17 protein-coding genes and 2 pseudogenes are annotated in these 19304 nt (G+C 65.5%); 11 read left to right on the top strand and 8 right to left on the bottom strand.

Going from position 1 to position 19304, the window contains the following annotated elements:
• The first annotated feature begins 73 nt into the window (after positions 1 to 73).
• Entirely contained in the window at positions 74 to 271 is a 198-nt protein-coding gene (locus tag JQ604_RS39065; protein WP_212366078.1) for a hypothetical protein, read from the top strand.
• 3 nt (positions 272 to 274) lie between these two features.
• Here the strand turns inward: JQ604_RS39065 and JQ604_RS39060 are convergent.
• Positions 275 to 1414: pseudogene (locus JQ604_RS39060) on the bottom strand (mechanosensitive ion channel family protein).
• Positions 1415 to 1582: 168 nt separating this feature from the next.
• Here JQ604_RS39060 and JQ604_RS39055 point away from each other — a divergent pair.
• Complete coding sequence (locus tag JQ604_RS39055; protein ID WP_212366077.1) at positions 1583 to 2317, top strand: SDR family NAD(P)-dependent oxidoreductase; 735 nt, start codon at positions 1583 to 1585, stop codon at positions 2315 to 2317.
• On the opposite strand, the gene JQ604_RS39050 is transcribed toward JQ604_RS39055, so the two are convergent.
• From JQ604_RS39050 to JQ604_RS39040, 3 genes are all read right to left on the bottom strand, one after another.
• Positions 2310 to 3179 carry an aldose 1-epimerase family protein gene (locus JQ604_RS39050; protein WP_212366076.1) on the bottom strand — a complete coding sequence of 290 codons (870 nt, stop codon included), beginning with the start codon at positions 3177 to 3179 and terminating at the stop codon, positions 2310 to 2312. The two genes, JQ604_RS39055 and JQ604_RS39050, sit on opposite strands and share 8 nt — an antisense overlap.
• Positions 3180 to 3275: 96 nt before the next feature.
• Positions 3276 to 4046 (bottom strand): enoyl-CoA hydratase-related protein, encoded by a 771-nt coding sequence (locus JQ604_RS39045; RefSeq protein WP_212366075.1) that lies wholly within the window; start codon positions 4044 to 4046, stop codon positions 3276 to 3278.
• Complete coding sequence (locus JQ604_RS39040; protein WP_212366074.1) at positions 4043 to 4501, bottom strand: MarR family winged helix-turn-helix transcriptional regulator; 459 nt, start codon at positions 4499 to 4501, stop codon at positions 4043 to 4045. The genes JQ604_RS39045 and JQ604_RS39040 overlap by 4 nt, the downstream gene beginning before the upstream one ends.
• A gap of 255 nt (positions 4502 to 4756) precedes the next feature.
• Here JQ604_RS39040 and JQ604_RS39035 point away from each other — a divergent pair, with 255 nt between their 5' ends.
• Together JQ604_RS39035 and JQ604_RS39030 are read left to right on the top strand one after the other, a co-directional pair.
• Positions 4757 to 5656, top strand: a complete 900-nt coding sequence (locus JQ604_RS39035; protein WP_249159322.1) for a CHAD domain-containing protein — start codon at positions 4757 to 4759, stop codon at positions 5654 to 5656.
• A 120-nt stretch (positions 5657 to 5776) separates the two neighbouring features.
• Positions 5777 to 6997, top strand: a pseudogene (locus JQ604_RS39030) (SulP family inorganic anion transporter); the annotation flags it as partial.
• A 62-nt stretch (positions 6998 to 7059) separates the two neighbouring features.
• Here JQ604_RS39030 and JQ604_RS39025 read toward each other — a convergent pair.
• The gene (locus JQ604_RS39025; RefSeq protein ID WP_212366072.1) at positions 7060 to 8070 is read right to left on the bottom strand and encodes a LacI family DNA-binding transcriptional regulator; all 1011 of its coding nucleotides are present in this window, start codon (positions 8068 to 8070) and stop codon (positions 7060 to 7062) included.
• Positions 8071 to 8189: 119 nt separating this feature from the next.
• Here JQ604_RS39025 and JQ604_RS39020 point away from each other — a divergent pair, with 119 nt between their 5' ends.
• From JQ604_RS39020 to JQ604_RS39005, 4 genes are all read left to right on the top strand, one after another.
• Entirely contained in the window at positions 8190 to 9062 is an 873-nt protein-coding gene (locus JQ604_RS39020) for a phytanoyl-CoA dioxygenase family protein (RefSeq protein ID WP_212366071.1), read from the top strand.
• Positions 9063 to 9140: 78 nt separating this feature from the next.
• A complete protein-coding gene (locus JQ604_RS39015; protein WP_212366070.1) occupies positions 9141 to 10484 on the top strand; it encodes an MFS transporter in 1344 nt (447 codons plus the stop codon).
• A 3-nt stretch (positions 10485 to 10487) separates the two neighbouring features.
• Entirely contained in the window at positions 10488 to 10658 is a 171-nt protein-coding gene (locus JQ604_RS39010) for a hypothetical protein (protein ID WP_249159321.1), read from the top strand.
• 32 nt (positions 10659 to 10690) lie between these two features.
• Complete coding sequence (locus JQ604_RS39005; protein ID WP_212366069.1) at positions 10691 to 12190, top strand: hypothetical protein; 1500 nt, start codon at positions 10691 to 10693, stop codon at positions 12188 to 12190.
• A 10-nt stretch (positions 12191 to 12200) separates the two neighbouring features.
• Here JQ604_RS39005 and JQ604_RS39000 read toward each other — a convergent pair whose 3' ends face one another.
• Positions 12201 to 13049, bottom strand: a complete 849-nt coding sequence (locus JQ604_RS39000) for a division plane positioning ATPase MipZ (protein ID WP_249159320.1) — start codon at positions 13047 to 13049, stop codon at positions 12201 to 12203.
• Positions 13050 to 13360: 311 nt separating this feature from the next.
• Here JQ604_RS39000 and JQ604_RS38995 point away from each other — a divergent pair, with 311 nt between their 5' ends.
• From JQ604_RS38995 to JQ604_RS38985, 3 genes are all read left to right on the top strand, one after another.
• Positions 13361 to 14119, top strand: coding sequence for an SDR family NAD(P)-dependent oxidoreductase (locus JQ604_RS38995; protein ID WP_212366068.1), 759 nt, complete (start codon positions 13361 to 13363; stop codon positions 14117 to 14119).
• A 96-nt stretch (positions 14120 to 14215) separates the two neighbouring features.
• Positions 14216 to 15139, top strand: a complete 924-nt coding sequence (locus tag JQ604_RS38990) for a glutathione S-transferase family protein (RefSeq protein WP_212366067.1) — start codon at positions 14216 to 14218, stop codon at positions 15137 to 15139.
• A 164-nt stretch (positions 15140 to 15303) separates the two neighbouring features.
• Complete coding sequence (locus JQ604_RS38985) at positions 15304 to 16338, top strand: LLM class flavin-dependent oxidoreductase (RefSeq protein WP_212366066.1); 1035 nt, start codon at positions 15304 to 15306, stop codon at positions 16336 to 16338.
• A 107-nt stretch (positions 16339 to 16445) separates the two neighbouring features.
• Here the strand turns inward: JQ604_RS38985 and JQ604_RS38980 are convergent, their stop codons facing one another.
• Entirely contained in the window at positions 16446 to 17990 is a 1545-nt protein-coding gene (locus tag JQ604_RS38980; protein WP_212366065.1) for a porin, read from the bottom strand.
• 674 nt (positions 17991 to 18664) lie between these two features.
• The gene (locus tag JQ604_RS38975) at positions 18665 to 18910 is read right to left on the bottom strand and encodes a hypothetical protein (protein WP_212366102.1); all 246 of its coding nucleotides are present in this window, start codon (positions 18908 to 18910) and stop codon (positions 18665 to 18667) included.
• Positions 18911 to 19304 lie beyond the last annotated feature (394 nt).

Raw genomic sequence — 19304 nt, 5'->3', positions numbered from 1 at the left:
ATCAAACCATGTCAGGAACCGTGATTTGGTTCGTCTCGTTGTCAGCGAGGCGAAACGAAATCCGGAGCCTGTCGTGATCGACCCGAAACTGCTCCTCGAACGCGCGTCGCAACTGGCCGACCAGGCCAAGGATGAGAAGGACCAGAGCATTCGCGAGCGACTGAGTCGCATGGCCGACTATTATCGCGATCTCGCGGCGCACGAGGCCTGGGCCAAGGAAAACCCGCCCTCGATGGCCGCGATGACGGACGCTTTGAACCCGCGGCACTGAGCCTCAATGATGCGCCGGTTCGGGTGCAGTTCGCGGCGCCGAGACGTTACGCATGATCCGATCGGGGTCGTCGTGGGCCGGCGCCAGCACGTTGCGCTCGCGCGGCAGCGCTTCGGGCATCTCGTCGCGGATGAAAGCCACCAGCTTCTCGCGGATCTCGCAGCGCAGATCCCAGGATTGCGGCGCATTCCGCGCGCTGACCAACGCACGCAGCTCGATCGTCCGCGGATGGGTTTCGGTCACCTGCAAATTCACCACCGCGCCGTCCCATAGCTTGGATTCCTTCGCGGCCTGCTCCAGCCGCTGCCGGATCCGCGGCACATTGGCGCTGTAGTCGACATGCAGCGCGATCGCGCCGATCAGCGATTGCGCGTCGCGCGTCCAGTTCTGGAACGGACGCTCGATGAAATAGGACAGCGGCACCACCATGCGCCGCCAGTCCCACAGCCGAATCACCACATAGGTCGAGGCGATGTCCTCGACCTAGCCCCATTCGTTCTCGATGATGACGGCGTCCTCGATCCGGATCGGCTGGGTAACGGCAATCTGCACGCCGGCGATGAGATTGCTGAGCAGCGGCCGCGCTGCAAGACCGACGATGAGGCCGGCGGCGCCGGCGGAGGCAAACAGGCTGACGCCATATTGCCGGACCGAGTCGAAGGTCATCATCGCGGTCGAGACCGTGATCATGATGACCAGCGTGTCGATCACGCGCTTGAACACCCGCACCTGCGTCACATGCTTGCGCGCCAGGAAATTCTCGGCGACCTCATGACGGAATTGCTGGAGATAGCGCGCTGCGCCCATGTCGACGGTGCGCATCGAGATCCATCCGACCAGCGCGATCACGGCGACTGCGAAGAAGTGGCTGAGATCCAGCCGGAGCGTATCGTTCAATGGCGCCCACGGCAGCACCAGCGCGACCGCCGCCAGACACATCGCAAGCTGCGCGGGCCCGGTGAGCCGTTCGACGAATTGCAGGGCCACCGGCATTCGCGTTGCCATGGCGCGACGCGCGCTCCACAGCGCCGCGCGCTGGATCAGCAAGGCGAGGATGATGGCACCGATGATCAGGCCAAGGCCGATCACCCACTCCGGGACCCAGCCAAAAAGACGTTCAAGTTCGATCACAATTGCTTGCATTCGCGTTCCCGCTGCAGTGCACGATTAGCGCTAACGTCGACGATTCAGCTTCGGCTCCGCGCCTCGCGCAGTGCAGAACTTCGAGCGATGCATCGCGGTGCGGATGCACGGACGCCGGGAACGATTAAGTTTCATCGCATTGTTTGCCGCCTGCCACGGAGATCCTCCATGACGACACCTTCCCTCCACGGACACACCGCCCTCGTCACCGGAGGTTCCCGCGGCATTGGAGCCGCCATTGCGAAAATGCTGGCGGAAGCCGGCGCTGCCGTCGCCATAAACTATCGCGAACGCGCCGGTGATGCCGAGGCACTGGTCAAGACCATCACGGCAGCCGGCGGCCGCGCCACGGCAATCGCGGCCGATGTGTCGCAGACGTCGGAGGTCGCTCGGCTTGTCGAGCGCGCGAACGCCGCGCTCGGCCCCGTCGACATCCTCGTCAACAATGCCGGCATCGCGATCGTCAAAGGCGTCGACGATCTCTCCGAAGAGGACTTTGATCGCACCATAACGGTCAATCTGAAGTCGGTGTTTCTCTGCACCCAGGCCGTGCTGCCAACCATGCGCACAAAAAAATGGGGCCGCATCGTCAACATCTCCTCCGGCGCCGCGCGCGGCGCCGGCTCAATCGGGCCGCACTACAACGCGTCGAAGGCCGGGATCGAGGGCTTGACCCGCGGCTATGCCGCGCGGCTGGTCAAGGAGGGCATCACCGTGAATGCGGTGGCGCCGTCGCTGATCGAGACCGACATGATGAAGGGGCAAACCGACCTCGTCAGCCGGATTCCGATCGGGCGTTTCGGCACCTCGGAGGAAGTCGCGCAGGCCATCATGCTGCTGGTCAACAATCCCTACATGACCGGGCAGACCATCGCGATGAGCGGCGGCATGGCGTTCAACTGACGCGGATGCGATAGCCAAGCTCTTCGCGCTTGCCCGGCGCGATGCGCATCAGGCCGGGCTTGTCGGAAAATTCGCCGTCGAACTCCGCCGGGCTGGCATAGCCGCGCCACGGCTCGATGCACAGGAACGGCGCGCCGCCGGGTTTTGACCAGATGCCGAGCTCGCGAAAGCCGGTCCAGGAGACATAGATCGCGGGACCGCGCGCGGCGCCAAAGCGAACCGATGAGCTTGCGACGCGATCGAGGATCATGGCGTCGTCATCGAACAGGCGTTCGGAGAGACTCAATGTCTTGCCCTCAATCGGGCTCGGCTCCGGTTTGTCGCGCAGCAAGCCGTCCTTCAGCCGGCGGATCGGCGCGTCTTCGTTCTCGAAGAACGACAGCGAATGGGCCTCCTTCGGCAAGCCCGGCAGCAGCGGCCAGTTGAAGGCCGGATGCCCGCCGAGCGAGGCCGGAAGCGTCTCATTGCCGGTGTTGATGACGGCGAAGCCGACATCGAGATCAGCGCCAAGCACTGTGTAGGTCACTTCGAGCCGGAAGGCGAAAGGATAGCGCGCGCGGGTCTCGGCATCGTCGGTCAGCACGAGCTTGCAGGACGCTGCGCCCTGCTCCACCCATGCAAAGCGGCGATCACGGGCAAAACCGTGCTGGGTCATCGGATAGGTCTTGCCGGCGTGGCGGAGCTGATCGCCCCTCAGCTTGCCCACGATCGGGAACAGCAGCGGCGCATGGCGCGGCCATTGCGGGCCGGCCTGCCAGAGCAGTTCGGCGCCTTCGGCATCCCTGAGCGAGCAGAGTTCCGCGCCATGTGCCAAAATGGTCGCGGAAATCCTGCCGTTGCTGATGGTGTGACGGTCGCTCATGCCTCGCCTCGACGGAACATAGTCTGGAGCGAAAGCTGATGTGTGATCCGCGAGGCGCCGTCAACCCGTCTCGTGCGAGGAAACGTCCCTTCAGGACTATCCTGCGATCCTGGAAAAGTCCGGCGGACGCTTCTCGGCGAAGGCGGCAAAGGCCTCGCGGGCTTCGGCGCTCATCAGCCGCTCCGAGAAGATCTGGCTCTCGCGCGCCATCTGCGCCTTGATCAGCTCCGCATCGCGCATCAGCTTCTTGGTGTGGACGAGCGAGCCGAGCGGACGTTTTGTCAGCGCTTCGGCGGCCGCACGCGCCTTGGCGCGCAGCTCGTCCGGCGCCACAACAGCGTTGGCGAGACCGAACGAGAACGCGGTCTGCGCATCCACGGGCTCGCCAAGCGCGAACATCGCGTAGGCCCGCGCATAGCCGATCCGCTGCGGCAGCAGCCAGGTCGAGGCCGCTTCCGGCACCAGCGCCAGATTCACGAAGGGCGTGATCAGTTTCGCCGTGGTGGCGAGATAAACGAGGTCGCAATGCAGCAACATGGTGGTGCCGACACCGACGGCATTGCCCTGCACGGCCGCGACCAGCGGCCGTGTCGCAGAGGCGAGATTGGTGAGGAAGCGCGTCACGTGACGCTCGCCCTTCGCACCTTGCGATATCTTGGCGAAATCGGCGAGATCGTTGCCGGCCGTAAAACTGTCGCCGTCGCCCTGCAGCAGCACGGCACGGACGGCCGTGTCCTTCTCGGCGCGCTCCAGCGCATCGGCCAGCGCGCCGTACATGTCGTTGGTGAGGGCGTTCTTCTTGTCCGGCCGCGCCAGGGTCACGGTGAGCACACCGGATTCCAGCGCAACGTTGACCAAATCGCTCATGCCTTGCTCCTGTCGATTGCGAGGGTCGCTTTGTCCTTGGGAAATTTCTGCTGCAGGCTGGTCAGCCAGCGCGAGACCACGTCGATCTCGTCGTCGGAGAATCCGGCCATCAATTCCGTGTTCACGGCCTTGGCGCGCGCCGCGGCGCGCTTGCCGAGCTCTTGGCCTGCCGCCGTGATGTAGAGCCGTTGCGCGCGGCCGTCGTCGCCGTCGCGCCTGCGCTTGACGAGGCCGGCGCGCTCCATGCGGTCGGCAAGACCCGTCATCGCCGAGGGCACGATGTCGAGCGCCTGCGACACGTCGCCGATCAGCGCACCGTCGTTGCGGCCGAGATAGAACAGCACGCCCGATTGCGCCGACGTCAGGTCATGCGCGACCATCTCCTGCTCGAGCGAGCGCTGCAGGCGGCGATAGCCCACGGTCAGGAGAAAGATCAGCCGACGGTCTGGTTTCACGTCCCCGATATATATTTCGCACGCGAAATATCAAGCGCTTTCTGCTAGCGGCGCGGTGAAACGCCGCGGCGCCGAATGCGTCTTTGTGTCCATATTCTGGACGGCAGCGTGACCTTTTCGCCGCGCTGCGGCCGCGATCGCGCGCCAGCGGCCGCAAAGCCTCTTGATCCAGATCAATCAATCGGGCCTGCTATCGGGCGAGGATGCCGGGTCCGGACCCCACTGCCGCGGCGCCGACCGAGTTGCGAGATGGTCATGACGTCCACGGCCAGCCTGCCCAAGGAGCGTGCCGCCCGCGCCAAGCGGCCGCGCCATCTCAGCGAGGCCATGCGCTGCGAGACCGCCTTTCGCCTGATCGTATCCGAATGCCTGGAAGACGTCGCAACCCACCACGATGCCACCTGCGCCGGCGACGGGATCGCGCTGCACCAGACCCGCGTCGCGCTGACGCGGCTGCGGGCCGCGGTCGCCTTCTACGCCAAGATGGTGGCGGATATCGAATGGACGCGATTGAAATCCGAACTGAAGTGGCTGAGCGCCCATCTCGGCGCCACCCGCGATCTCGATGTCGCGATCGAGAATGCAAAGGGCACGCCGGACGAGCGCGTGTTCACGGCCGCCCGTACGGAAGCCTTCGCCGCCCTGCAGGATGCGCTGGAGAGCGAGCGCTACCGGCAATGGTTCGATGCGATGTGGGACTGGGTCGGCAGCGGCCCGTGGACCGCGCGACAGGATCCTCTTGCGGCGCGGCGGCGCGCCGTGCCGGTTGCGGAATTTCACGCCCGCAAGCTGACGCGCTGGCATCGCAAGCTCACCAGGAAGAGCCGCGGCATCCAGGGCATGGGCAAGACCAAGCGGCACGATCTGCGGCTCGCCAGCAAGCGGCTGCGCTACGCAATCGAATTCTCGGAGGGAGGACTGCCCACCGAGGACTATGCGCACTGGCGGGACATCGTGAAGCAGCTGCGCAAGGGTCAGCAGATCCTTGGCGAGTTGAACGACGCCGACGTGCAACGCGCGTTGATTGCAAGCTTCACCAAGGCCGCGAAGCCAGTCGACGAGCGCGTGGCGAAGCATGCAAAGCTGCATGCGCGAAAGAAGAAGGGCCGGCTGCTGCGCCGCGCCGCGGCCGTCTATCGCAGGATCGGCGGCTGAGCGGGGCGCAGCGGACCTCATCCGTAGTCAACCGGACCGGCACAACGGTGCGACGCGCATTCCTCGTCTGCGGCAGGTCTGCTAGGCTCTCTCGCGGATTCCTCCTGCCCGGTCGACGCCATGCCTGACGGATCGTCCACGTCGCATCTCTATCGTCCCAAGCTCGTCACCACGCTGACCGAGGGCTACGGCCTCAGCGCCTTCCGCCACGATGTGACGGCCGGGCTGACGGTCGCGGTCGTTGCGCTTCCGCTCTCGATGGCGATTGCGGTGGCCTCCGGCGTGACGCCGGAGCGCGGGCTGTTCACGGCCATCGTCGGCGGCTTCCTGGTCTCGGCGCTCGGCGGCAGCCGGTATCAGATCGGCGGGCCCGCCGGCGCCTTCATCGTGCTGGTCTCGGCCACGGCAGCACAATTCGGCATCGAGGGATTGGCGCTCACCGTGCTGCTGTCCGGACTGATGCTGACCCTGATCGGCGCCTCCGGTCTCGGCTCGCTGATCCGCTATATCCCCCATCCCGTCACGGTCGGCTTCACCTGCGGCATCGCCACCACCATCTTCGCCAGCCAACTGCGCGATCTCGGCGGGCTGACGCTCGCCGGCAAGGAGCCCGGACCATTCCTGCCAAAGCTCGCTGCGCTCGGCCATGCCCTGCCGACGCTGAGCTGGCCGGCACTGGCGGTCGGTGTCGGCTCCGCCGCGCTGATCTTCATGCTGCGCGCCTGGCGGCCAGCCTGGCCGGCGATGCTGATCGCGATCGTGCTGGCCTCGCTTGCGGCATGGCTGCTGCACTTGCCGATCGAGACCATCGGCAGCAAGTTCGGCGAGATTCCCCGCGGCCTGCCGGCGCCGCAGATGCCAGACATCTCGACCTCACTGCTGCTGCAGATCCTGCCGGCCGCGTTCTCGTTCACCCTGCTCGGCGGCGTCGAAAGCCTGCTCTCGGCAAAGGTCGCCGACAGCATGACCGGCCGCAAACATCGCTCCAACATGGAGCTGGTGGCGCAGGGCATCGCCAACATCGCCTCGGCATTGTTCGGCGGCATCAGCGTTACCGGCACCATCGCGCGCACCGCCACCAACATCCGCGCCGGTGCGCGCAGCCCGTTGTCGGGCATGCTGCACGCGGTCTTCCTGCTCGCCTTCATGGTGGTGGCCGCTCCCCTCGCCCGCTACATCCCGCTCTCGGCGCTTGCCGGCGTGCTGGTCGTGGTCTGCTGGTACATGGCGGAGAAGGAGGAGTTCGTGCATCTCGTGAAGGACTGGCGCACCGCCGTGGTGCTGGTGCCGACCTTCGCGCTGACCGTGTTCGAGGATCTCACCTTCGGCATCGTCGCGGGATGCCTGCTCGCCTTCCTGTTTGCGAAGATGGGCAATCCGCAGAAGCCGGAAGGCGACTGAGCTTAACCGCTGTCGCGCAGCACCAATTCAAAGCCGAGATCGACCCGGCGTTCTCCGCCGCGCTCCAATGTCAGCGTCGCCGCGGTGCGGCCGATCGCGTCGCCATGCACGCTGATGGTACTCAGCGTCGGCGAGATCAGCCGGCCCATTTCGAGATCACCAAGGCCGATCACGGCGACCGGTTGCGATGACGCCGGCCCGTCGCGCAGCAGGCCGGCATTGCGCAGTCCCGCCATGAAGCCGATCGCATGCGCATCGTTGGCGGCGAACACCGCGTCGACGCCGGGCAGCCGCGCATGCGCCACCACGCTGCCGGAGGCGTTGCGATCGAGGATCAGCCGGCGCGGCTCGTCGAGGCCGTTGGCGAGGACGTGGTCCTTGAAGCCAAGCCAGCGGCGCGTCGCGCGCGGATCGTCGCCGCCGATGAAGGCGAGCTGCCTGCGGCCCTGCGCGACCAGGTGCTTCGCGACGGCGACGCCAGCCTTGTAATTGTCGAAGCCCGCCACCGCGTCGATTGGCGTGAGCGGCAATTCCCAGGTCTCGACGATCGGGATCCGCGCATTGCGCAACAGGCGGCTGCCGTCATCGGTCGCGGGCGAGCCGACCATGATGATCGCCTCGGGCCGCCGCGACAGCAGCGCCGCCAGCATGCGGTCTTCGCGCGCGGAGTCGTAGCGCGACTGCGCCAGGATCACCGAGAAGCCGAGCGGCTCGAGCGTGTCGGACAGGCCCTGTACGGTGTCGGCAAAGATCGAGTTGGCGATCGTCGGCACCAGCACGCCGACCGAATTGGTCCGCGCGCTCGCCAGTGCGCCAGCGACGAGGTTCGGCACATAGCCGAGCTCGCGCATCACCCGCTCGATCCGCTCCCGCGTCTCGGGCGCGACACGGTCGGGCGTCCGCAGCACCCGGCTGACCGTGATCGCCGAGACGCCGGCACGCTTGGCGACCGCCGAGAGCGTGGGTGCGACATCGGCCGGGGCAGCCGCGGATTGGGTCAGGTCGGAACTCATGGGCCAGGACCCTGCACGATTCCGGCTTGCCAAGCCATTATGTTAGCGCTAACACTGACATATGTTTGCGCTAACATAACACAAAATGGCGGTCTGGCCGTCAAAGCGGGAGAAACGGCATGATTTCGGACGAGATGGTTCAGGCTTACAAGCGGGACGGGGTGATCGTGGTCCCCGAGGTGCTCGACCAGGAGACCCTCGGAAACGTGCGGTCGGTGCTCGCCGAGCTGGTCGCTGGCGCCGCCGCGGTGACCCAGCATACCGACGTCTACGACCTCGAGCCGGGCCACACGCCGGAGACCCCGCGGGTCCGCCGCATCAAGGCGCCGCACAAGGTGCATCCGATCTTCGACGAGATCGTCCGCAGCCCGGCCGTGATCGATATCCTCACCAGGCTGATCGGCCCGGGCCTGCGCCTGCACGGCTCCAAGCTCAACATGAAGTCGGCGCAGTACGGCTCACCGGTCGAGTGGCACCAAGACTGGGCGTTCTATCCGCACACCAATGACGACATCCTCGCGATCGGCGTGCTGCTCGACGATTGCGATATCGAGAACGGCCCGATGCTGGTGACGCCGGGCACCCACACCGGCGCGACGATGTGGGATCATCATGGCGACGATGGCTGCTTCGCGGGATTGATCGACCCCGATCTGATCCAGGACGACATCAAGCGCGCGCTGCCCTGCATGGGCAAGGCCGGCAGCATGTCGTTTCATCACGTGCGCGCCCTGCACGGCTCGGCGACCAACACCTCGAACAAGCCGCGCAACCTCCTGCTCTACGAAGTCGCTGCCAGCGATGCCTGGCCGCTGATGGGCGTGAAGGACTTCGAGGAGTTCAACAGCCGCCTCTTGGCGGGGCCGCCGGTGGTGACGCCGCGGCTCACCGACGTGCCGGTGCGGATGCCGCTGCCGCCGGCGAAACGGCAGGGATCGATCTACGAGACCCAGTCCGCAGCGAAGAAGTCCTACTTCACCCGCGCTGCCTGACGACTTGCGACGATGCCCGCGGCCAACGCCGCGGGCATTTCTGCATTCAAAACAACAAACACGATGACGGGGAAACCAATGACCGAGATGGCAAAGGGCGGATCGCGCCTGCGCGTGATCCAGGCGGCGAGCGTCGGCTCCGCGCTCGAATGGTACGACTTCTTCCTGTACGGCACGGCGGCCGCGCTGGTGTTCGGCGAGCTGTTCTTTCCGAAGAGCGATCCCGTCGTCGGCACGCTGCTGTCGTTCCTGACCTTCGGTGTCGGCTTCGTGGTGCGCCCGCTCGGCGGCTTGCTGTTCGGCATCCTCGGCGACCGCTATGGCCGCAAGCCGGTGCTGGTCGCGACACTGCTGATGATCGGCATCGGCACCACTGCGATCGGCTTCCTGCCGACCTATGCGCAGATCGGCGTCTGGGCACCGATCCTGCTGGTGGCGATGCGCGTCGTGCAGGGTCTCGGCGCCGGCGCCGAATATGGCGGCGCGGTGATCTATCTGGTCGAGAACGCGCCGCCGAAACATCGCGGCTTCTGGGGCGGCTTTGCGCCGCTCGGCGTCTCCGTCGGCAATTTGCTCGCGGCCGCCGCCTTCGCGCTCGTCACCATGCTGCCGCGCGAGGATTTGATGGACTGGGGCTGGCGCCTGCCCTTCCTGGCGAGCTTCCTGCTGATCGTGGTCGGCATCTTCGTCCGCCTGCGTATCACGGAGACGCCGGTCTACACCGACGCCGTCGTCGCGCGCGGCAAGGTCGAGAGCAACCCGGCGATGGAGGCGCTGCGCCGGCATCCGCGCAACTTCTTCGTCGTGCTCGGCGCGCGCATGGCCGAGAATGGGCTCGGCTATTTCTTCCCGGTGTTTGGCCTCAGCTATGTCATCAACACCGTCGGCGTGCCCAAGGCCGATGCGCTCAGCGCGCTGATGCTGGCGTTCGGGGTCGAGCTGTTTGCGATCCTCGGCTTTGCGGCGCTGTCCGACCGCATCGGACGGCGGCCGGTCTACATGTTCGGCGCGCTCGCCGGCTGCGCGCTGGCGTTCCCGTTCTTCTGGATGGTCGGCACCAAGCAGTGGATCATGATCGCGCTCGCCTTCATCCTGGCGCGTGCCGTGGTGACGGCAGCCATGTTCGGCCCGCAGGCGGCTTACTTCGCCGAGCTGTTCCCGCCGCAACGCCGCTTCGCCGGCTTTGCCTTCGCGCGTGAGCTCGGCTCGCTGCTGTCGGGCGGCCCGGCGCCCTTTGTCGCCACCGCGCTGGTTGCGGCCTACGGCTCGTGGTGGCCGGTCGCCTGCTACGCGCTGTTCCTGTCGGCCTGCACGGTGCTCGCGATCTGGATCGGCCCCGAGACCTATCGGGAGGACATCGAGGCCGACACCGGCGCGAGCACAGTCGACGAAGTCCATACCGCGATCCCGGCACGGGCCTGATCCGTGCCGCAACAGCTCCGCGTCCTGCAGTCGCTCCGGGCGATGGAGCGACGGCTGGCCGACGAGCCGGAACGGCCGCTGCAAACCCGGATCGCGATGATCCGCGATGCCGGGTTTGACGGCTGTGGCGTGCGCTTCATCGACCCTACCTTCGCGACCGCAAGCCCGCGTTGATTCCGCGATCGTGCGGCGGCATCTTGCATGAGATGTCGCAGTATCCCTCATGGCATTGGCTGCGCTGCGTCGCCTTGAGCGCGGCAAGCCTCGCCTATGCCAGCGCGTGGGCCGCAGATGTGACGCTGAACGTCGCCGGCATGCGGCGCGTGGCGACCATCGACCCGCGCTTCCAGTCCTACAATATCGAGATGGTCGAGGTGACCGGTGGCCGCTTCTGGCGGCCCTACGCCGCGGCGGATGCGCCGGGCGAGAAACCCGATCTGTTCGCGAACCGCGCCCCGATCGATCTCGCCGACACCAGATTGCGCAAGCTGGCCTCGGCGCTGGCCCCCGCCTATCTGCGCGTCAGCGGCACCTGGGCCAACAGCACTTTCTTTGCCGACACGGATCAACCTCCGACAAGTCAGCCCCAGGGCTTCAAGGGCATCCTGACGCGCCGGCAATGGCGCGGCGTGATCGCCTTCTCGCGCGCGGTCGACGCACCGATCGTCACGTCATTCGCCATCAGCACCGGCACGCGCAACAAGAACGGCCATTGGGCGCCCGGGCAGGCACAACGGCTTCTCGCCTTCACGCGATCGATCGGCGGCCGCATCGCCGCCGCCGAATTCATGAACGAACCGGATCTGCCGGCGATCGGCGGCGCGCCCGATGGTTATGATGCGGCGGCCTATGCGCGTGATTTCACGACCTTCCGCGCCTTCATGGAGCAGGAAGCGCCTGAGGTGACGATCCTTGGCCCCGGCACGTCAGGCACGGGCGGCGACGCTGCGGCGCTGTTCGCCGCAACGGCGCATGACGTCGATGCGATCTCCTACCATCACTATGGTGCGCTCTCGGCCCGATGCGGCGGCGACCGCACGGCTGAAACAGCACTGTCCGACGAATGGCTGGCACGGACCGATGCGAGCTTCGCGTTCACGCACGCGCTCCGCGATCGCCTTGCACCGGGAGAGCCGATCTGGCTCACCGAAACCGCGGAAGCCGCCTGCGGCGGCAATCGCTGGGCGGCGAATTTTGTCGACAGCTTCCGCTATCTCGACCAGCTCGGCCGGCTGGCGAAAGCCGGCGTCAAGATCGTCATGCACAACACGCTCGCCGCCAGCGACTACGGCCTGCTCGACGAGAACACCCATCTGCCGCGCCCGAACTATTGGGCCGCGCTGCTGTGGCGTCGCCTGATGGGCAACATCGTGCTCGACGCCGGCGTTTCGCCGCAAGCCGGCCTGCACGTCTACGCGCATTGCGCACGCAGTCGTCGCGGCGGCGTGGCCTTGCTGGCGATCAACAATGATCGGCATGCGTCGCGCGAGCTGACCTTGCCGCATCCTGCGATGCGCTACACGCTGAGCGCCGGCGATCTGCTGGCCGCGGCGGTCCAGCTCAATGGCAAGGCGCTGCAGCTTGATGCGGCTGACGGGCTTCCGCAGCTGGCCGGCGATCCGATATCAGCGGGCACAACGACGCTCGCACCGGCAACGATCACGTTCCTGATCATGGCCGATGCCGCAAATCCAAACTGTCGATAACGGCGCGTCCTTACGCCGCGTCGCGGCTGTCGGAGGTATCCTTCGGCCGCGCGACGAGATGACCGAGCATGATCGCCGTCATCAGCCGCTCCATCTCGAGCCGCGCCGTGACGTGCGACATCGTCGGCCGCGCGCCGAGCGTCAGCTGGTTCGGATCGTCGATTGCGGTGAGCCCGCGCGGGAAGAACTCGCGGAAGATCACCCGCTCCGCCAGCCCATCGACGACCCGGAAATTGAGGGTGTTGGAGAGCTCGCTGAGCGCGTCGCCGACCAGGCGCTTGTTGCGCGAGCCCAGCGTCGACAGGCGGTTGCGCAGCACCACCCAGTCGAACGGCGCGTGATCGTCCGCGCTGCGCTGCCGCCGCGCCTCCTCGACCATCTTCGCATAATGGCTGATGCCGGTGACCTTGAATCCTTGCGGATCCACCGTGCCGAGCACGTCGAAATCGACAAAGCTGTCGTTGAGCGGCGTGATCAGCGTGTTCGCCAGCGAATGGGCGAACGTCGTGAGATAGGAATCATGCCCGGGACTGTCGATCACGACAAAATCGTGCGAGCGGCTCAGCCGGTCGACGATCTCGATCAAGGCACTGCGCCCGCGCGCCTCGTCCTCATGGCTTGATCCGCTCATCGTCTCGAAACAGAGATGGGTGGGATCGCCGAGCTCGAGCGACGCCTCGCGTTCCCAGGCCCGCCGGTTGTCGACGTAATGGGTCAGCGATTTCTGCTTGTTGTCGAGATCGATGGTGGCGACACGCTGACCCGCCTTGATCAGCGCGATGGCGACATGCATGGCAATTGTCGATTTGCCGGAGCCGCCCTTGTTGTTTCCTACGGCAATAACACGTGCGCTTGTCATGCGAGTCCTGACCGGTCGCTTGAGTCAAAGCAGGATGAAATTGGATTCGGGTACGAATCAGCTTCCCTGATTCGACGAATCCCGACAAGAGTCGTCACGACTCCGTCATGCATTTAATCTTTCGATCATCAGAAGTGTGGCCAATCTGCAACCTGTCGATGCAGCGCACACGGCATCACCGAAATACCGCGACGCGACATTCGCCTTCATCCGGACCGGCCCCTTGTCATCGACTTAGATGATGACCATAATTCAAACTGAGCAAAAGTTGAAAACGCCTGCAATGCGCAGGCGGATGGATGGAGCGTGGCATGAGCGACCGATCTGCAATTGAGCCGAACGCCGTGCAAGGAAGCGTGCTTATCGCGGGCGTCGGCGCCTCGCACGGTCTCGGTGCCGCGATCGCACGGCGTTTTGCCGCCGGCGGATATCCGGTGGCGATCACCGGACGCAATGCGGAGAAGCTCGCCGCGACCGCAGCCGAGCTCGCCGCCGATGGCGCCAGGGTCGCTCACGTCGTCGGCGATGCCTCCGTTGCGGCCGACGTCGCGCGCTTCGTGGCGACGGCGCAGGGTCTCGCGCCGCTCGCGGTCGCCGTGCACAATGCCGGCTCCAACCGTCCCGCGCCGTTCATCAAGGTCAGCGAGCAGCGGTTCGAGGAGCATTGGCGCGAGCATGCGCTGGGCGGATTCCAGCTGGCGCAGGCGGCGATCCCGGCGCTGCTCGCGCGCGGCGGCGGCACGCTGCTGTTCACCGGCGCCAGCGGCTCGCTGCGCGGCAAGGCGAATTTCTCGCCGTTCGCCGCCGCCAAGGCCGCGCTGCGTGCGCTGTCGCAGAGCGTGGCGCGCGAGTTCGGGCCGCAGGGGATCCATGTCGGCCACGTCGTGATCGACGGCGGCATCGAGGGCGACCGGCTGCTCAGCATCCGTCCGCAACTGAAGGACGATCGCGGGCCGGACGGCCTGCTCAACATCGCCGCGATCGCAGAGACCTATTGGGTGCTGCATCACCAGCACCGCAGCGCCTGGACGCTGGAGCTCGATCTGCGCCCCTGGGCGGAACAGTTCTGACGGCAGCTCTCGCGAATCCGGTTGCGATCTCCGGGAATCTCGTCAGTCTGAGCGACGAGATAGCTGAGCTCGCAATTGCGATCACGGGAGCCGACGATGCCGCAGCCGACGCTGATCCTGCACCATTTCGACCAATCGCCGTTCTCCGAAAAAATTCGCCTCATCTTCGGCTACAAGAAGCTCGCCTGGAGCTCGGTCAGAATCTCGCGCATCATGCCGCGGCCGGATCTGATGCCGATGACCGGCGGTTATCGCCGCACGCCGACGCTGCAGATCGGCGCCGACGTCTATTGCGACACCCAGATCATCATCCGCGAGCTGGAGCGGCGCTTTCCGACGCCGACGCTGTTTGCTGGCGGCAACACCGGCGTGCCTTACGCGCTCGGCATGTGGACGGACCGCTCGTTCTTCCAGAGCACGGTCAATCTCGTGTTCGGCTTCATCGGCGACAAGGTGCCGCGCGAGTTCATCGAGGATCGCGAGAAGCTGCGCGGCGCCAGGTTCGATGTCGCCGCCATGACCGCGGCGTTGCCGCAGATGCGCGATCAATTCCGCGCCCACGCCAATTGGATCGAGGCGCAGCTCGGCGACGGCAGGTCGTGGCTGCTCGACGAATTCAGCCTTGCCGACATCAACGCCTACATGAACGTGTGGTATGCGCGGCAAAGCCTGAGCTCGCTCGACGAGATCATGGCGCATCTGCCGCTGACCGCGGCGTGGGAGGCGCGGATGCGCGGCATCGGGCATGGCGAGCGGACGGAAATGTCGTCCGCGGAAGCGCTGGAGATCGCGGCACGGTCTTCGCCGGAAACACCTGAAGCCGGCGATCCCGCCGATCCCAATGGCCGCAAGCCCGGCGATCTCGTCACCGTCTCGCCTGACGACTATGGCAAGGTCCCCGTGCAGGGCCGGATCGTGTCGCTGTCGGCCCAGCACATCGCGATCCGCCGCACCGACGCACGCGCCGGCGAGGTCGTCGTGCATTTTCCGCGCGCGGGATTTCTGGTGGTGCCGGCCTAAGCCCTTATCGAGCGGCCTGGAGCTGAACATCGAATCGAGGTCGCCTCAGAGGAAACCCAGGGTTTCCCAATGTGGGCTTGCCACCCTGCGCCCGGCCATTAACTGCCCGTGATCGAAGACCTCATTGTGTGGCCCGCCTCCTGCCGGCCACTGGACCTCAGATCATGACCACGACTGTCGAATTCGGCCTCGATACCTTTGGCGACGTCACAAAGGACGACGCCGGCGCTCCCCTGCCGCACGCGCAGGTGATCCGCAACGTCATCGACGAGGCGGTGCTGGCCGATCAGCTCGGCATCGACTTCATCGGGCTCGGCGAGCATCACCGTGCCGATTTCGCGATCTCCTCGCCCGAGGTGGCGCTGGCGGCGATCGCCGCGCGGACCGAGCGGATCCGGCTCGGCTCGGCGGTGACGGTGCTGAGCTCGGACGACCCGATTCGGGTGTTCCAGCGCTTTGCCACCGTCGATGCGGCCTCGAACGGCCGGGCCGAGGTGATTCTCGGCCGCGGCTCGTTCACCGAGTCGTTTCCGCTGTTCGGCTTCGACCTCCGGCAATATGAGGCGCTGTTCGAGGAGAAGCTCGATCTGTTCGCGGCGCTGCTGAAGCAGGAGCCGGTGACCTGGCAGGGCAAGCTGCGGCCGCCGCTGCGCGACCAGTCGATCTATCCGCCGGTCGAGCATGGCCCGCTGAAGACCTGGATCGGCGTCGGCGGCAGCCCCGAATCGGTGGTTCGCGCCGCGCATTACGATCTGCCGCTGATGCTGGCGATCATCGGCGGCGATCCCAAGCGGTTCGCGCCCTATGTCGACCTGCATCACCGTGCCTATGCCCAGTTCGGCCGGACACCGCAGCCGATCGGCGTCCATTCGCCGGGCTATGTCGCCGACACCGACACGCAGGCGCGCGAAGAACTGTGGCCGGACTACAAGGTGATGCGCGACCGCATCGGCAAGGAGCGCGGCTGGCCGCCGATGGGTCGGGACGAGTTCGTCCAGGAGGCCGATCACGGCTCGCTATATGTCGGATCGCCGGAAACCGTGGCGCGCAAGATCGCGGCGACCGTGAAGGCGCTCGGGCTCGCCCGCTTCCAGCTGAAATATTCGTCCGGCCCCCTGCCGCACGACAAGCTGATGCGCAGCATCGAGCTCTATGGCCGCAAGGTGATTCCGCTGGTCCGCGACATGCTGGCGGCGTAAGTCGCGCACCGCGTGAGGCGCGGCTCGTAGCTATCCATCGCACAAAGCAAAACCCCCGACGATTGCTCGCCGGGGGCTCTGTCAGATCTGGATCAGATCAACCGGTATTACCAGTTGCGCTGAGCGCGGAGGAGCAGCGTGAAGCTGTCCTGATCCTTGAGGTCGTACACAACACCAGCCGGCTTGGCAGCAGTGGCCGAGCCCGGGCCGACGATCTGACCGGAGTACTTCTGGTCGAGACGGGTCCAGTTGAAGTCACCCGAGAAGGTCAGGTTCTTCACAGGAGTCCAGCGGGTGATGATACCGGCCTGAGCAACGTTGAAGTCCGGGTTGCAGGTCGAACCGGCGACGAGGAGAGCACCCATGGCAGCGCTGCCGCAGATGAACGCCTTGCTGGTGTCGTTGAAGCGAACGCCAGCGTACGCACCGTAGATACCCGTGTTCCAGTAGGGATCCCAGTTGTGGGTGTAGCCACCGCGGAAGCCCCAGGTCGTGATGCTCTGCTGCGTACCACCGGTCACGAAGACGGTGTCCGGAGCGTTGGCGAAGCCGATGCTCTGGTATGCGCCAGCAGTGCTTGCGCCGCTGTACATGCTGAAGGCGTTCGGCGACAGAACCTGGAGGTTGTAGCGCGTTGCACCGTCGGTGTAGACGCCCTGCAGGTTGATCGTGTCACCCGCGCCAGTCGGGATGTTCTTGATCGACAAGGCCAGCTGAGCAGCCCAGCCCCACTTGTCGTCCGGATGACCGGTCAACTCGGTGGCGCCGTAGTAGCCGACGTGGCTGTCATGCGCCGCGAACGACGCCTGGAACAGACCCCAAGCCTGGTCGACGCGCAGCGAGGCGACGAAGTCCGGAGAGACCGTACCGCCGTAGCTGTTCGTGCCGTACGAACCGCCAGCAATGCCGGCCGCCGTAATGCCGGTGACGTTCAGCACACCCGACTGATAGTACTGGACCTGGTCCTGAGCCGACAGAGCGAGCGACACGCCGTTGCCGAACTGAGCGGTGTAGGTGAACTGGTTGACACCAGTGACCGTGCCGCCGCCGCCGACGAGACCGTCGAAGTTGTTGGCCGGGTAGTTGTTCCAGGGCGCGTCGAACTGCGACACGGCCTTACCCATGGTGAAGCCAGCGAACTGGATGAAGGCGTAGTACACGCCGAGCGCACCAGCGTTCGGGTTGCCGTCGGTGCCGTTCACCGAACCGCCAGCAGGGCCGACCGAGCCGGAGTACAGCGAGCCGCCGGTGGCGGAGCCCGTACCAGCGTAGTTACCCGTGGTCCACGAGAAGGTCGCATCGAAGAAGGTGCGGACGACGCCGTATTCGGTCGCGGTGCGCGTATCGATGTTGAAGTCTTCGCGGGAACGAGCGGTGTAGTAGTTGGTGTAGCGGTTGTGGCCGCCAGCGTTGCTGCTGGTGGTCGGGCCGTAGACGCTGTTGGTGTTCAGCGCGGTTTCAACGCGCAGGTAGCCACCCAGCTTGATGCAGGTGTCGGTGCCCGGGATGTAGTAGAATCCGGGACCATACAGGGAGCAAACCTTCACGTACTCGACCGCTTTGGCCTTGACGGGAAGATCGGCCGCCTGAGCTCCGCCGACTGCGACGAGAGCCGCCGCCGAGCCGAGGATAAGGCTCTTAACCATCTTCATGTTAAACCTCCAAGTTGCTCTATCTCAGGGAAGGTTCCGGATCCGCCGGGTGTAGCACCCTAAGGTTGGTTCCCTTGTCCCAATAAAACCCGCTTAGTCGCTTCGCGCCTTCGGACACACCCGCTGAACGCGAGGGACTTAAGCGAACCACCTAACGGGACGACCTCGGGATGCCCCCCTCCGTCGCAGTTCCATAAGAGACAGAAGCCCCCCGATCACGCAACAAAAGACAGCTTGGTTTGAGGCCAGTTGCGGCTGTTTTCAGGCAGATGTTGCACAAATATCACGGGCACGTGAGCGCCACGACAGCTACAAGCCATTGATAATTATAGAGAATTATTGAAGCCCCATGTTGCGCCGCCAAATTGGGCAACACGGATCGGAACGCAGTGCAGAAACCCGTAATCCAACGGTGGCCGTGGAATCGGCACATCCTGGCCATCATGGTGATTCCAGTCGCCCAACCGCTCGGCGGCGCTAAAACACCCGCAATTTCCGTCACTTCCGCCGCAAACCCAGCCCATCCGGCCCCGGCCATCGGCTCAGGACAGAATCGGCTTCGGGTCTCTGCAACCGGCTCATTTGAAGAATCGGCCCCGCCTGCGCCGCAATCCCCCGGACAGGTCAGGCTCAGCCGCACCGGCAGGTCATGGACGGCCAGCGTCCGGCCCCGGTCAGGCCGAGCTACGGAGCTCCCGCTTCGCCGCCTCATTGGCGCTTTCCAGTTCCTCGATCGCGGCCTGCAGCCGCTCGCGGGTGGCGCGCAGCTCGCTCTCCAACCGCTCGACATGCTCGCTCCCGCAACAGCCGGCGCGTGACGATTCGGCGATCCGCTGCGCGCGCCGTTCGAGGCCGACATCCGGTCCCAGCGACCGCCGAGCCAGAAGCTGTTTTCGCCGGCCGATTTCCGATGCTCTCACTTCGGTCCTCGCTCGGGCGGCATCTCGCGATGCCGAGATCCCGATTGAGGCGAGACCGGCGGCCGTCGCCTCCGGCGGGGTATTGGACCACTGATTTGCCCGACGGCGCAAGGTCATCAGGCAAAATAATGTGATTTACACGAACTTCCGATTATGCTAACAATGGTGCGTCTCACCCGACACGAGGGGCGCTCGCGAACGCCACGAACGTGGGTGCAGATGCGGTGGCCGCTGAGCGTGCAACAGGCGTGTGTGCGCAAGGCGGACGGTGAAGTCGTGTGGGCCTGCCGCCCCGATGCTGGTGGCAAGCAAGCGAAAGGTCCAAAGCCGATCGCGGATGATGGTGGCACAAAAGCAGAGTCTCACCAGGGCGAGCACGTATAAGCCGTAAAGC

The organism is Bradyrhizobium jicamae (assembly GCF_018130695.1).
In the GTDB taxonomy this organism is placed as follows: Bacteria; Pseudomonadota; Alphaproteobacteria; order Rhizobiales; family Xanthobacteraceae; genus Bradyrhizobium; species Bradyrhizobium jicamae_B.
The sequence above is the reverse complement of the archived record's forward strand: the minus strand, read 5'-3'. Positions and strand labels throughout refer to the sequence as shown.

Bases quoted from the DNA above. Each gene is read 5' to 3' on its own strand.
- JQ604_RS38995 (WP_212366068.1), top strand. From the start codon at position 13,361: ATGAGCGACCGATCTGCAATTGAGCCGAACGCCGTGCAAGGAAGCGTG.
- JQ604_RS38990 (WP_212366067.1), top strand. From the start codon at position 14,216: ATGCCGCAGCCGACGCTGATCCTGCACCATTTCGACCAATCGCCGTTC.
- JQ604_RS39050 (WP_212366076.1), bottom strand. From the start codon at position 3,179: ATGAGCGACCGTCACACCATCAGCAACGGCAGGATTTCCGCGACCATT.
- JQ604_RS39055 (WP_212366077.1), top strand. From the start codon at position 1,583: ATGACGACACCTTCCCTCCACGGACACACCGCCCTCGTCACCGGAGGT.
- JQ604_RS39020 (WP_212366071.1), top strand. From the start codon at position 8,190: ATGATTTCGGACGAGATGGTTCAGGCTTACAAGCGGGACGGGGTGATC.
- JQ604_RS39035 (WP_249159322.1), top strand. From the start codon at position 4,757: ATGACGTCCACGGCCAGCCTGCCCAAGGAGCGTGCCGCCCGCGCCAAG.
- JQ604_RS39015 (WP_212366070.1), top strand. From the start codon at position 9,141: ATGACCGAGATGGCAAAGGGCGGATCGCGCCTGCGCGTGATCCAGGCG.
- JQ604_RS38985 (WP_212366066.1), top strand. From the start codon at position 15,304: ATGACCACGACTGTCGAATTCGGCCTCGATACCTTTGGCGACGTCACA.
- JQ604_RS39000 (WP_249159320.1), bottom strand. From the start codon at position 13,049: ATGACAAGCGCACGTGTTATTGCCGTAGGAAACAACAAGGGCGGCTCC.
- JQ604_RS39005 (WP_212366069.1), top strand. From the start codon at position 10,691: ATGTCGCAGTATCCCTCATGGCATTGGCTGCGCTGCGTCGCCTTGAGC.
- JQ604_RS38980 (WP_212366065.1), bottom strand. From the start codon at position 17,990: ATGAAGATGGTTAAGAGCCTTATCCTCGGCTCGGCGGCGGCTCTCGTC.
- JQ604_RS39025 (WP_212366072.1), bottom strand. From the start codon at position 8,070: ATGAGTTCCGACCTGACCCAATCCGCGGCTGCCCCGGCCGATGTCGCA.
- JQ604_RS39045 (WP_212366075.1), bottom strand. From the start codon at position 4,046: ATGAGCGATTTGGTCAACGTTGCGCTGGAATCCGGTGTGCTCACCGTG.